Annotated in this window: 8 protein-coding genes; all 8 read right to left on the reverse strand. The window is 55.3% G+C overall.

The genetic code is table 11. From position 1 onward, the window contains the following. Window positions 1–23: 23 nt before the first annotated feature. The 8 genes from KORM41_RS14740 to KORM41_RS14780 all read right to left on the reverse strand — a co-directional run bounded on the left by KORM41_RS14740 (window position 24) and on the right by KORM41_RS14780 (window position 13,804). A complete protein-coding gene (locus KORM41_RS14740) occupies window positions 24–461 on the reverse strand; it encodes a MaoC family dehydratase (RefSeq protein ID WP_068149724.1) in 438 nt (145 codons plus the stop codon). 80 nt (window positions 462–541) lie between these two features. Next, the gene (locus KORM41_RS14745; RefSeq protein WP_068149727.1) at window positions 542–2,431 is read right to left on the reverse strand and encodes a tetratricopeptide repeat protein; all 1,890 of its coding nucleotides are present in this window, start codon (window positions 2,429–2,431) and stop codon (window positions 542–544) included. Beyond that, window positions 2,428–3,555 carry a DegT/DnrJ/EryC1/StrS family aminotransferase gene (locus KORM41_RS14750; RefSeq protein WP_156431996.1) on the reverse strand — a complete coding sequence of 376 codons (1,128 nt, stop codon included), beginning with the start codon at window positions 3,553–3,555 and terminating at the stop codon, window positions 2,428–2,430. Before KORM41_RS14750 ends, KORM41_RS14745 begins: the two co-directional genes overlap by 4 nt. Before the next feature lie 109 nt (window positions 3,556–3,664). After that, window positions 3,665–5,692: a glycosyltransferase family A protein gene (locus KORM41_RS14755; RefSeq protein WP_068149734.1), complete on the reverse strand. Its 2,028-nt coding sequence runs from the start codon at window positions 5,690–5,692 to the stop codon at window positions 3,665–3,667. Next, window positions 5,685–7,823 carry a DUF6212 domain-containing protein gene (locus KORM41_RS14760; RefSeq protein ID WP_231727285.1) on the reverse strand — a complete coding sequence of 713 codons (2,139 nt, stop codon included), beginning with the start codon at window positions 7,821–7,823 and terminating at the stop codon, window positions 5,685–5,687. The genes KORM41_RS14755 and KORM41_RS14760 overlap by 8 nt, the downstream gene beginning before the upstream one ends. Before the next feature lie 29 nt (window positions 7,824–7,852). Continuing rightward, complete coding sequence (locus tag KORM41_RS14765) at window positions 7,853–9,223, reverse strand: HlyD family type I secretion periplasmic adaptor subunit (protein WP_068149743.1); 1,371 nt, start codon at window positions 9,221–9,223, stop codon at window positions 7,853–7,855. After that, on the reverse strand, window positions 9,224–11,092 hold the full coding sequence (locus tag KORM41_RS14770; RefSeq protein WP_068149744.1) for a type I secretion system permease/ATPase: 1,869 nt from the start codon (window positions 11,090–11,092) through the stop codon (window positions 9,224–9,226). A gap of 333 nt (window positions 11,093–11,425) precedes the next feature. Next, on the reverse strand, window positions 11,426–13,804 hold the full coding sequence (locus tag KORM41_RS14780) for a beta strand repeat-containing protein (protein ID WP_068149750.1): 2,379 nt from the start codon (window positions 13,802–13,804) through the stop codon (window positions 11,426–11,428). Window positions 13,805–13,964 lie beyond the last annotated feature (160 nt).

Below are 13,964 nucleotides of genomic sequence, written 5' to 3' on the forward strand. Positions count from 1 at the left end.
GGCACCCCCCTTTTCTTTGGCTGCTAGCCCGCTTTGAAAAGCGCGCTACGCTCAAAACTCAATACCATCACATCGTCCTGGTTCAGGACTTCCGTCTTGACCGAAACCACTGCATTTTCGGGATTTGAGCTACTAACACGGTTACCCGTTACGGTGGTTCGAGCCCGCAATGTATCGCCGATGAAAACCGGCCCATGGTGGATCACCTTGTCATAGCCAAGGTTCGCGATGCAATGATAGCTGAATTCCGGGACAGTGAAACCGACACCGAGGCTGAACACAAGCGTTCCAACAACCAGCACCTTGCCAAAAGGCGAGGCCTCGGCATGCACCACGTTGGTATGAACCGGGTGGTTGTTCATGGTCAGCAGGCAGAAAAGATTATTGTCACTTTCGAAGATCGTCTTCGAATTCGCGTGCTCGATAACAAGCCCTTCTGGAAAGTCAGATGCGTTTTTCATGGGCGCTCCCGAGTCCTGTTCCGCAACTTCCACTTTGGGCGGAAGCGCACATCTGCAGCCAGCAAGGCTCTCTACCGGGCCTAATTCTCGGCGGAAAGGCTTGCTTTCAACCGTTCGAACGACCAGCTGTGATCGTTCGACTGCTGAATGGCTTCATGGTTTTTATAAGCCGCGTTCACGACAGTTGCAAACTCTTCACTATGATCGTCATCAGGCACCAGCAGGCCAGCCTCGTGGTCGAAATTGGCAATAGCTTCACTGATGGCCACTCGCTCTTCGTCGTTGGTCACCAGCCGCACAACCGCCTTGATATAGTCTTCAACGGAATCCGTGCTCAACCATTCAGGTTGTTCGAATTTGGCAACAATGTCGGAATCGTTCCTGGCGTGGACTTCATCGCCCTTCAGATTCACCACCGGCAGCCCCTGCAGCGCGGCATCAATGATGCCATTGGTGGCTCCAAACGGAAAGGAACTGAGGAAAATGTCACAGTTGTTCAGGCGAGCGATATATTTATTGTAGCCTGTCCGTGGCCAGACCTTGGCTGGCAGCATTTCTTGGATCCGACGAGCCACTGCCTGAAAAAGTGGTCCCACCCCGTTGGGAAAGAAGTGGAACTCAACCGACCGGCCTGCAGCTTCGGATCGCTTTTTGATCTCGCCACAAGCCGCAAGGAACCGCGGTGTCACCTTGCGCGACCAAGCAGGGACCGCAATCCGAACAGGGCTTGGCTTCTTGCGGATATTGGGCGCGATATCCTCAGCATCGCGACGACGATGCCATCGCGGCGCAGATGGCCGATACAATATCGTCTCATTGATAACGTCTTCGGCCCCCAACTGACCTTCCACTAGAATGCTATAGTCAATGTGCGGGGAGAAAGTCGTGGCCGGATGCCCGAAAGTCATCATCTGGATCGGAGCAATACGCACGTTCGAGGCAAGAATGCTGACCAGACGCATGCCAATGCTTGGATAATAGACAATATCAGGGCGGTAGGATTTCATCTTATTGATGAAAACTTCAGGCTTCTTAAGGTCGAACTTGGTGTCATCCACCTTGTCGAACATCTCATGTATTGCCTTGTCGCACTCGCCTGTCGGTGACATGTAGATGGTCTTGAAATCACGCTTAAGCGAACGGATGGCGCCACCATAACAGCGGTGCATGGCATGATGGGAATCATAAAGTTCCGCCATCACGATAACCGTCGGACGCCGTTTGACCGCGCGGCGCTCCGCTGGCAGGTCTGCATCTGTCACGCCCCGACTTTCAAGATAGCTGCGCGTAATGCGGTTCATGGCGCGCTTGATCTCGTGCTTATGACGGGCGTCAGCATAACTGCACCCCATATAGGCAGGACCTAGATTACGAACATTTTGCACGGACCCTGGCATATCTTTCCAGATATCGCTCCAAGTCAACATTTCCGAACGGGCATTTTCGGCCTTCATGTCCCACAGCAACTGCTCTGACAAATAGCCGATCACCAATGGCCAGGAAATGTCCGGACTTTGGCGCTTCAGCAGCTGCAACAGGGGCGGCGTCAGTGAGTTGATAGACAAACCTGCAAACAATTTAGGTAGCTCAAAACCCTTGAAGCTGAATTTGCCATCCTGGTCCTTTGTTCCGATGACCTCAAGCATATGATCGGTGCCGCGATAGCCGCTCACCTCAAACACCTGCATAAGCGCCCGCTTGAACTGGGTGAAGAAACGGAATGTCATGTTGGTCATTTTGAAGTCTGCGTCCGCCAAAAGGGAGGTCACAGCAGACGCCAGAATGGTCGCTTCACGTTCCATCAAGGGACCACTTGCCACAATATCGCCGCCAAAGCCTTCCGACCCGCGTTCGACAATCTGCAGGATGCCTTCAAGCGCCCTGACGGCTTGGTCGAATTCCTTGTTCCGTACATTGCGGTCAAACTTCTTGATCCGGTCAATCAACTTCGGCTCAGGCTTGGTACTCACGCAGCTACCTCCGCGACAAGGTCGCAAATCTCTTCAATATCTTCGTTACTTAGAAACGCATGGAATGGCAGCCCCACAAGGCCGTTCCGCAACTCTTCGCTGGCTGGAAACGGTGTATCCGTTTCCTTGTCGGCATATGGCAGATGCGCAAGCGCAGGATGGTCATAAAGGGGCGGCAGATACCAGCGCCGGGTCTGAATGCTCGCTTGGTTCATGCGGGCGACAAGGGCCTCTGCCTTACCCGGTACATATACCGGAAAAACTGCAGGAATGAAGTCCCCGGTTCCCTGCTGCAATGTCACTGTGTTGCCAACCTTTTTCAGGCCTTCCAGATACTGATCCAGCACAGCTTGACGACGGCCCGACACTTCCTTCCAGCGCGCCGTCTGCACAAGGCCTACTGCGGCGAAATATTCAGCGAACTTGGCATTAGTCCCTGTCTGTTGAACGACACCGGCGGACCCTTGGAACCCAAAATTGGAAAGCGACCGACTTAGGGTGATCAGCGCCTCATCGCCGCTGACAAGCAAGCCGCCCTCGCCCACACCAAAAGGCTTTGTGGCGTGCAGGCTGAAGCAATAGGTCAGGTCTTTGTGAATATCCTGCTGTCCCAATGCGGCGGCTACATCCAGAATGACAGGCACGCCCGTCTCTTTCTGGAAGGCGGACCATACAACAGATTCCACAGGGCGGCCAAACGCAGCAACTGGAATGACAGCCGCATAGTCATCCTGCGCCAGTGCCGCGTTTGCAATTGCTGGTGATAGTTCCCAGGTTTCCCTGTCGACATCGGCCAAGACCGGGGTAAGGCCAGCGTTAATCACCACAAGGGCGGTTGCAGGAAAAGTAATCGCAGGTACCAGAACATTGGAACCGGCTGGCAGGTTCATGGCCTTCAGCGCCAACTCAAGCGCGGTGGTGGCAGAAGAAAAAGTTGCCACATGGCAGCCTTCGGCACCGTTTTCACGCTCAAGGAATGCCGTCAGTTCAGCCTCAAAGCGTTTCACCAATGGCCCGAAGTTTGAGTACCAGCGGTTTTCATGCATTTCCTGCAAGAACGGCAGAACTTCTTGCGGGGCAGGAAGGTCAGGCACAAGGCAATTTATACGGAAAGGTGTCGACAATGAAGTACCCTAAAAAAATGCCACGCCGGGCAAATAAGACCGACTCTCTATAAAAGCTATAGAGTGGCTTTTCAACATATGCCGGTTCATCTGATACGTCACACTGGCCTCACTGGCTTTCCAACATATCAAAGAATTCCTGCGGCTTGACAAACTTGGCTGGTGGGAAGCCCTGAGCCGATAGTGCTCCTGACATCGCATCATTGTCGCAGACGACCAGCTCTTCCGCATGCTCAAATGCCAGAATTTTTGCACTGTCTTCTGAATCAAGCGGCCCGGCATCAGCAAAAATGCTGTCAAAAAACACATAACCTTTAACACCGTGCTGCCTTGCATCCCCCAACACCTCAAGAAATGCGGCCGCTCCTATGGTGATAACCCGGTCCACGGTACGAGCCAGAATGGCGCCGTCTTCCTTGGATTTAAGTGTAAACAGGCTATAAATACGGCGCCCCAGATAGATGCGGTATTCAAGGCCGCTCGGCACCCGGTCCAGCATGACCAGGTCCTCGATGAGCGGCATCCACAGGTCTGGGTGCAGGCTTTCAAGATCCCGTTTGGTGCCGCGTTCAATAACAAGAAGAATGCTGTCTGTCGTGTCTCTGAGGCGCTTGAGAAGTTCGGCGAAGTGACCACATTTCGCACTGTCCGCGAGGGTATCCTGATCGACCGCCACAAGCGTACGACTGCTGTTCGTGGCCGTAGGAAACGGCTTCCGCTGTTCTTCGGCGCAGATGTCATTCACAAGAACATTGCGGCAAGCTAGTGCGCTGGGCCCCGCAAAACGTCGGCCAGCATGGCGCACCCGCGCGCGTTGCGGTAGCGCCTCCGCCACCAGCGCCTTAAGGCAATCAAACAGGCTTGCGTAGGCTTCCTTGCTGCCACCGGACAAAAGCGCCTCTGGTGTCTGGAAAACAGCTGGAACAAATTCAGGCAGCGCCGCGCCCTCGTCTGCAGCCGCGTCGCGTAACAGGTCCGCCAATCCTTCAGCCGTTACATGCAGGATGCTGTTCACCATATCTGGCGTATCTGCAGGCAGGCCTTCGAAATAAGGCCGCGGTCTGCTTTCAAACAGCCAGCGATGGATTGTGCCTGGCAACTCCTTGAGCGCCCAGAATAGCCAGCGAATATATTGTGGCTGTGCCTGCAATTGCTGCCACTGCGCTTGGGTCAGCACCACGATGCTGGCCGGGAAGAAAAACTCTCTCCGGTCATGATGCCAACGGCGAACAAGGGCATAAAATTCATTCCGTGCCAGATAATGCCCCTCTCCAAGCGGGTCGCTCGTCAGTATCACATCATCTGAATCAGCAAACAGAAGCGCAAAATAAGGCGCCTCAGAGTGCTCCAGCCTCATCACATGGCGCGGGGTGAAAAGAGCCGCATGCTTGCGGCGCATTTTCGAAATCAATTCGTCTTCCTGGCGACGGGAATCCGCGAGCATGCTTTCTGGCCGACGCCGATACAGGAAACCGGCATGCTGCACCCGACGGCCGACATACCCGGCACCAAGCGCAGTCAACCAGAAGTCCCAGTCTTCAAAGCCAAAACGCATGGTCTCATCAAAGAAGACACCCTGACGGAACATATCGATACGCACCAAAGAGCCCGCTTCAGAGATATTGCCGAGTAGATGCTTGAGCTTGCTGTACTGAGGCGCGGTTTCGCGGGTATCGAAACCCTCTTCGCCCCAAGTCAGGCCCATGAAGGAAATATCAGGGTATGCCCAGCCAACCAGCGGATCATCACCCAGCACCTCTCGATAACGCCGCAACGAATAAGGCGACAGGCGATTGTCTGCATCAAGAAAGAAGATAGCGTCCAGGTCGGACACAATAGACATCAGAAACCGAACACCAGCGTTTCTTGCCCCAGGCAGGCGCGTATTCTCCTGCCGCAGGTAATAGAGCACACCTGGGAAGCGTTCCATCAGGTTGGCAACCACCTTTCCCGTTTCAGGGAACCGGCAGCCATCGTCCACCACCACAACCTGCACGGGCTGGTCGATATCTTGCGTACAGGCACTGATAATCGCTTCCGACAGGAACTGGGGGTGGCCATACCCGGGGATCACAACACCAATGGTGCCATGCCGTGCTGGCGCCTCCGCCACATTATCTGCCGTAATGTCAGCCATTGTCCGCTTGACCGATCACGACTTGCGCCTCGGGCGCGGTTGTGATGTTCAGCGAATACCAGCGGCACCAGCCATAACTGACAGATTCCCCAGCCGGCTTGACGGCGAAAACCACATCGCCTGGCGCGTCAAGTTCAAGCGCCAGTTCAATCTCGATAGTCGCTGCCTGGCGGGCATACAGCACCATCGCCTGCCACTGCACCGTCTTGCGACTGTTAACACCTTGCCAGGTTGAGGGGTCCTGCGCATCAATGCGGGACATGACATTGCGAATAGCTCGTGCTTTTTCGCTCACGCTCGGGGACACGACCGCCAAAACATAAAGAAAAGCTGGCGCAGCATCGTGCGCAGTTTCAACCTCGCTGGCCACGCGAATTGCAGTCGTCGGAACCCCGCCCTCCAGCATCGCAGCAGAAAGCTGGTCCTGAAGTGGATGTGTTTGCAGACTACCGGTTTCCTCACTGACAAGCAGCGGTGAAAAGCCAAGGCTTTTCGTCAGCTCATCCAGTTTTTTCGCACCGGATACAAATTCAATCCGTCCTGCGAGAGCCGGGAATTTCAGTGACCGCAGGCGCAGGGCCGTTGACCCGCCCCCAAGGGCCGGGGCTAGGTCGCTATCCTGTTCCGGCCAGGGCAGGCCAATCTCAAGATCAGACCAACGGCACCAGCCAAATGCTGGGTTGCCGTCCGGGATTTCAACCACCAGATAGAGATCTGCCCGCCGCTCAAGAGGGCGTTCAAGCTGCAGTGTCAGCGAGAGTGCCTGCATGGGCGCGACAAGACGCTGCACAGCATGCACACCTGCAAGGTCACCATCCCCTGATAGAAATTCAAGAACCTTGCGGCTGCGTGCCTGGGCGTCTTCTCCGTCCAGATGTTCCACTGCCAGCACGGAATAGACAGCGGCAGGCCCCCTTTCGTGCGCGGTCTGCGCAGAAACGCTTACTTCAGCGACCCCGGCCAACAATGCGCCCGCAAACCTGGCGCCTGAAGGCCCTTTTTCGTGTGGATGGGTTTGAAGCCATCCTTCCCTCATGCCCATGGAAAGCAATGAACCGTCTGTAGGCAATTCGGCGATCAGGTCATCAAAAGCCCATGCCGCGCGGCGCTGCAACTCAATAGCCGAAACTGAATGCCGCAAAAGAGGAGATAGGCTGTAACCGCCTTCGCTTTCCGCGCCGTCGACGGGATCCGCAAAACCTTTCATCAGCCTGAGGGCCAGGGTGCGGCCATTATCATCACCGAACCGGTCCGCGGTCACATCAGCCAGCGCCAATAGCGGCGCGCCTGCCTCATTGCCGCTCCATGACACCTCCAAAAAGGCGTCGCCCATGATGGTACTGCAGGCGTCGCTGAGATCAAACTGCAGCCAGCCTTCCATGATGGAGTAGGACTTTGTGTCATGCGCAAGGCATAACCCGTCGCTCGCGCGCACCACGCGCACCTCGAGGCTTCCATCAGTACCACGAGTACTTTCCACAGATGCAACAGCATAAAGGGATACAGCCCACAAGCCTGCCGAATCTGCCGGCAATAGCTGCGTGAAATGGGTAGTATCAATGGTACCACCCGGCCCGATTGTCTCGTCCCCTACGGGTAATTCGGCGGCAATGTGCTGTAAGCCAAAGCCTGCACCGCGGATCATCCTGCGGGCTTTCTCCATATTGAGAAGCAGGCCTTCATTCTTGCGTCGCAAGTAAGACATACCAGCTTCTTTCTGGGCCATTTGGGCCTGGAGGTCAGCACTTTCCCGCGTCTTACAATCCAGCATGAAACGTACGGCATCAAGCCTGATCCGTCCCTTCATGCCTGACAGGGTCTTAATGGGGGCGGGTTCGAACATTTTCTGCTTGTGGGCATGGTCATCCCACGCCTTGGCGGCAGCGATCGTGTCACGGCCTGCCAGGATGCCACGAAGCCCAATGGCCATACCCACAGGGGCCCGGCGCGTGTCAAGGCCGCTTGGGTGCTCATTGGCTTCATAAATGCAGCCATCCGCCCCAAGGACCACAAACCGAACATCTGTGCCCAACACGTCTCTAACGGTGGGAAGGACGTCCTCGCCCACCAGGAACAGCGACGTTCCGGAATAGACAGTCTTGAACGCTGCGAGCGTCAGCTCAATCTTCACCAAAATTCTCCCCCAGTGCTCGCGCCAGATTAGCCTTTGAACATGCGGAACGTAAAGCGTGTGAACGGCCGTGAAATATGTTCCAGGAATGTCTTTGGTTCAGTCTTGATATAGACCTCCGCAAAGTTACCTGGAAGCAGATCTGTTGTGTCTTCACCCGGGTTGATCGTGATGTGAGCCACATAGCTGCCCATCGGATTCTGCTCGGACACGACAGCGTCAGCAGACAGATAAACCAGATGGCCGGGGATTGGCGTCATGCTTTTTTCCCGGTCAGACGGAAAGACCACTTGAACTTCCTGGCCGACCTGAACCTGTTCGATATCCTTAAGCTGCACCGATGCCTCGATGGTCAGTGCATCATTGTGTGGGAATATCTCCAGCATGGTTTCACCGGGACGCACAACAGCCCCCAGGGTCCGCGTTGCGATCCGGAAAATGGTGCCATCCACCGGTGACTTGATATCGCTACGGGCCGCCATGTCGCGTAGGCGCGTGATCTGGGCTTCGGTTTGGTTGATACGCTGCTGAATCTGCACCAGAATCGAGTTGGCCTCCTTGAGGTAGGACAGTCTCGTCTGGCGTTTTTCCCGGGTCAGGTTGTCGATGTTATTTCGCGCGTTCTCGATTTCGAGCTTGGCGTTGGCAAGTTGCGCTTCCACCTCAGCGACCTTACGTTCGGTGGCAAATACCTGGGTCCGTTTGATCAGGCCTTGTGTCAACAACTCACGGAAGTCCTTGAGCTCAAGTCGGTAAGACACCAGCTGCCGTTCATAGGCCTCAAGAATAGCCTGCGTCCCCTGAATATTGACATTCTGTCCGGCGATCTTAGTTTCCAGAATATCCATTTTCGCAAGGTAGAAGCGGCGCTGTGCATCAAATTCCTGCCGCTCACTTTCCACGGTCTCTTGGTAGCGCTCTGTGTTGCGGATGTGCTCCGGCACGTCGGGCGGAAACGCGATTGTTTCGGCAAACTGCGTTTCGGCGCGCCGACGCGCAAGCTGTGCATCAAAGACAGCCCGTTGCAGCTCTGCAGCGTTAAGCTGGGCCTTTATTTGCGTATCGTCGAGACGGGCGATAATATCCCCTGCCTGAACACGGTCGCCTTCGCGGACCATGAGTTCATCCAGGATGCCGCCTTCCAGATGCTGGACAACGCGGTTACGGTCTTTTGCGATCACGCGGCCACTGGCAATCACCGCGCCCCCGATATCTACTGAAACAGACCACAGGCCACCAAAACCGAAAACAATGATCAGCACCCACATGGCGCGTTTGAGGATGGGGGTCGGGTCAGTGTCGACCTGCTCATGCCAGGCTTGAAGTGCTGCCCGTTCGAAACGGTCTTGCGCAAGTGCTGGAACCTGGGCTCCTTTTGTGGGCGTAAGCTCTTGTGACATTTACGCCTCCTTTTTCTTTGCGCTATTGGGGTCGATCTTGACATCGACCTTACGCGCTTGTTGGGGCTGTTCCTTCAGTTTTTCGCTGTCTGCTTGCGTCGCGGTGGTCGGCTTGGCATCAGCCTTTGCTGCAGGCTTAGCCGCCGGAGCAGCTTTTACTGTCTGAGCAGGTTTCGCTGCCGGCTTGGCTGCGCCTTTGCCTGGCACCGCTTTCACGATACCGCTTTTCATCACTTCTTCTTTGGGACCGAATTCCTTGATCGCGCCGTCCTGCATTACCATCACCTTGGATACATGCTGCAAGACAGATGGACGCTGGGTAACGACAACTGTTGTGATGCCGCTTCTGGTCGCGGTGTGCAGTGCCCGGTGGAATACCTGTTCACCGGCTGTATCCAGCGATGCGTTAGGTTCATCCAGAACAAGCACAGCCGGGTTGCCATAAAAGGCACGGGCCAGCGCAATAAGTTGGGCCTGGCCACCAGACGGATAGAAGCCGTTTTTCGAAATCACAGTGTCGTAGCCTTGCGGCAGCTTCATCAGAAGCTCATGGACACCGCAGCGCTTGGCAGCTTCAATGGCAAGCTCTTCCGGGTCATTCTTACGAAGTCGGGCGATGTTTTCCCGTACCGTTGCCTCGAAAAAGGTGCTCGTCTGCGGCATGTAGCCCATATGAAGGCCTTTGGCGATTGGATCCCACACCTTGAGATCCTGACCGTCAAGAGCGACAACGCCGGCACTTGGCAGAAGGTAGCCGACGATCAGTCGAGCCAGTGTCGATTTACCTGCACCAGACGGCCCGATGATAGCAATGCTATCGCCCGCCTGAATCGTGCCATTAACGCCTTTGATGATAGGCGGTACACCCGGTTGAGGAACGTAAACCACGCGCTCCAGCTGAATATGGCCCTTGGGTCGGGGCAACAGTGTCCGGTTTTCCGGCAGGTCCATTTCCTCCAGACGCGTCATAAGGCGGCTGCGAGTGCCGTAGGCCTGCTTCAGAACGCGCCAGCCACCGACAATTTGTTCAACAGGCGACAAGGCCCGGCCACCAATCATCGAGGTGGCAAAAATCACACCAGCCGTTGCCTGGTCCGCCAGCACCAAAAGTGCGCCGGTGCCGATCATGATAACCTGAATCACCTGCCGTGTCGCTTTGGACGCCGAGCTGAAATTGGTCATCTGAAGCGTGGAGTTGATATATTTGTCCAGTTGCTTGCCCTGGTGCTGGCCCCAATGCTCCACCACTTCGCGGTACATACCCTGGGCACGAATGATTTCCTGGGAATTCATATGCATGTCCAGCACCTGATGTGACTTCACAAGAGCTTGCATGTGTTCCTGGTTCTGCGCGGCTGTCGCACGATCACCCCAAACCCCCATAAAGGCAAGGATACCGGCGCCCAATACCACGACCACGCCGAGAACCGGGTGGATCAGGAAAATCAAAATCATGAAAACTGGCATAAAGGGCAGGTCGAAAAGCGCACCAAAAGCCGGAGACGCAACCGCTTGCCTGATCGCAGAAAGGTCGCGCAGGCTTTGGGCGCTAGCGCCATGCTGCCGCGAAAGCTCGCCAGCCAGCAGCAGCCCTGAAACCTTCGCCTCCAGCTCTACGCCCGCCTTGGCCAGCAGGCTATTACGAACGGAGTCGAAAACACCATACGCCAGCAGGACAACGATGGCGAATATGGCCATCGCGATCAATGTTTCAAAACTGCGTGACTGCAGCACACGGTCATATACCTGGAACAAAAACATCGGCACAGCCAGCATGGTAAAGCTGGCGAGTACGGAATAGAGGCCGGCCTTTTTCAGCGACTTTTTCAGAATCGCTTCTTCGGCCTTATAGTCTTCAATAAGTGACATTCAGCAAAAACCTTGCTCTGGTCAAAAACCCAATCAGGGAAAAATCCAAAATGGTCTAAATCTCGCCCCCGCGCAACAGGGGTAATCCCGCAAGACCCCCCTCAAGGGCGAAGTGGTAGCATATGGCTACGACTGTGTCGATATTTTGATCAAATTCCCCGCAAGTCGAAATGCCGCAGCATGGCGCCTTTCCAGCATTTATGTATCTGACACAATAAATGATGCAGCCTACACCGCAGGCGCAAGCAGCCGCACATCCAGGAAACAGGCGAAATACCAAAAGAAAAGGGAGGCCAAAGCCTCCCTTTCCAACATTCTTTTGTCGCAGTCGACTTAGAGATCGATATCCGCTTTTGCGAAGTCGCCGAGCTCAACATTCTGCAGGAACAGGGACTGACCGCCACCAAGGTCGATCAGGACACCGTTAACCCCACCCTGAGATGTCTGAGTGGAAACCTCAAACACGTCTGGGATGCTGCCGAGGAAGGCTTGCAGGTCAAGCGTATCGTTATCAACGTCGAAGTCTGTGATCACGATATCGCTACCAGCGATGTCGTCGATTACGAAGGTGTCAGCACCGTCGCCACCAGTCAGAACGTCGTTACCAGTACCGGCATTGAGCACGTCGTTGCCTTCGCCACCGTCGACAGTGTCGTCGCCATCGCTATCAGCAATGTCGTCGTTGCCTGCACCGCCGTCGATCACATCGTCGCCGAGACCGCCATCGATGTCGTCGTTGCCGTCTTGACCGAAGATCACGTCGTCGCCAGCGTCACCGTTCATGGTGTCGTCGCCGTCACCGCCGCGGATGGTATCTTCGTTGTTACCACCGTCGATCACGTCAGCACCAGTACCGCCGTAGATCTCGTCGTTGCCGTCGCCACCGTCCATGGTGTCGTCGTCAGCGCCGCCGAACATAACGTCGTCACCAGCACCGCCAGTGATGTCATCGTCGTTAGCACCACCGAAGATCAGGTCATCGCCTGCGCCACCGTCGATAGTTTCGTTACCGTCAGCACCGGAGTAGATGGTGTCGTCACCGCTGTTACCGTTGATGCTGTCGTTGTCAGCACCGCCGCCGATAACGTCGTTGCCGCCACCGCCGAAGATGATGTCATTGCCAGAACCGGCCCAGAGTTGGTCAGCACCGTCGAGAGTGCTGTCGGAAGTACCACCAACATCGAATTCATCACCGTAGATGATGTCAACGCCAGAGCCACCGAAGATCACGTCGTCACCGCGTGAAGTGCCAGTCGTGTCTTTCACGCTAAGCTGGTCAGAACCGTCACCAACGAGGATGTCGTTACCGTCGCCACCGGCGATAGTATCGTCACCAGCGTCACCGGAAGACTGGTCAGCACCGTCGCCACCAGACCAGATCGCATCGTTGCCAGCGCCACCATGGGAGAAGTCGTCGCCGTTACCGCCTGTCAGCGTATCGTCGCCGTCACCACCAAGAAGGGTGTCGTTGCCATCGTTTGCTTTAACGCGGTCATTACCGTCGCCGCCAGTCATGCTGTCAGCACCGGAAGTACCAGTCAGCGTAGCACCTTCGTCACCAGCGAACACATCGCCGTCACCATCGTCTGTGTCCAGAGAAATGGTGATTTCCATCTGCTTGCCGGCGCTGTCTTCAATAACAACAACAATGTCGTCATCGCCGTCGCCGTTCATGTTGTAACCAAGCGAAGCATCTGGCGCATACGTCAGGTGAGCAGCGATATCAGTGGATTCAATCACACTGTCGTTAACAGTGATAACAGAACCAGTTGCCAGCGCAACAGTGTCGCCGTCCGCAGCAATTGCTGTACCTGCAACCGATACGATCGTCCAACCATCGTTGTTGTTACCGTCGTTAGCTTCAACGATGGCACCGTCGTAGTTGAAGATGTTGTCGCTCAGGTCGATGTCAGCAGTAGCGCCTTCATCAGCATCCAGAACTGTAGCAGAATCAGAAGCCGTGAACTCTTGACCAGCAGAGCTGGTAAGATCCAGCGTCACGTTGTCAAACTGCACAGTTTCAACGTTTGTCAGCAAGTCAGTGCCAGCCACTTCAGAGGTAGACGCTACAGAGTTACCTGCAAAATCAGTAGTAGCTGCGATCTCACCGGAAATTACGGCAGTATCGTCGTTCAAACCACCTTCAATGAGGTCACTACCAGCGGAACCGTACAGCAAGTCATCGCCTGCACCACCATCGATATCGGCAGTCGCAGAACCAGTAGCGTCGATCGTATCGTCGCCAGCATCGCCGTCAGCCTGATCGTTACCAGTGCCGTTCACACCAGTTGTGATCATGTCGTCGCCGCCATCACCGCCGATAATGTCATCGCCGTTGCCGCCGGTGATCGTATCGTCGTTAGCGCCACCGTCGATTTGGTCGTTGCCGTCACCACCAGAGAGGTCGTCGTTGCCGTCGCCGCCAGTGAGTACGTCGTTGCCAATACCGCCACGAGCTACGTCGTCGCCGTCTTCGCCGTTAAGGCTGTCGTCACCATCGTTACCGATCAGCAAGTCGTCGCCGTTACCGCCATCAAGGATGTCGTTTGCTGTGTTACCGACACCGGTACCAACACCGACACCGCCATTCAGCGTATCGTCACCATCACCGCCAGAAACGGTATCCTGACCACCACCAGCATTGATGAAATCATCCTGCTCCGTGCCCGGGATCGTCTCCGCCGCAGATGTACCAAAAATCTTGTCTGCCATAGCTTTCCTCCTGAAAAAGCAAACACATTGTCTAATTGTGAGGCACGAACGTAGGTCTTATAGCCCCCTGAGACACTCTCTAGCGAGAGAATGCCAATAATGTCAACCGCATAATTGAGCTACGCGCTTATATAGTCAAGATAAATAACTAAGTTTTGTC

It is taken from the genome of Kordiimonas lipolytica (assembly GCF_001550065.1).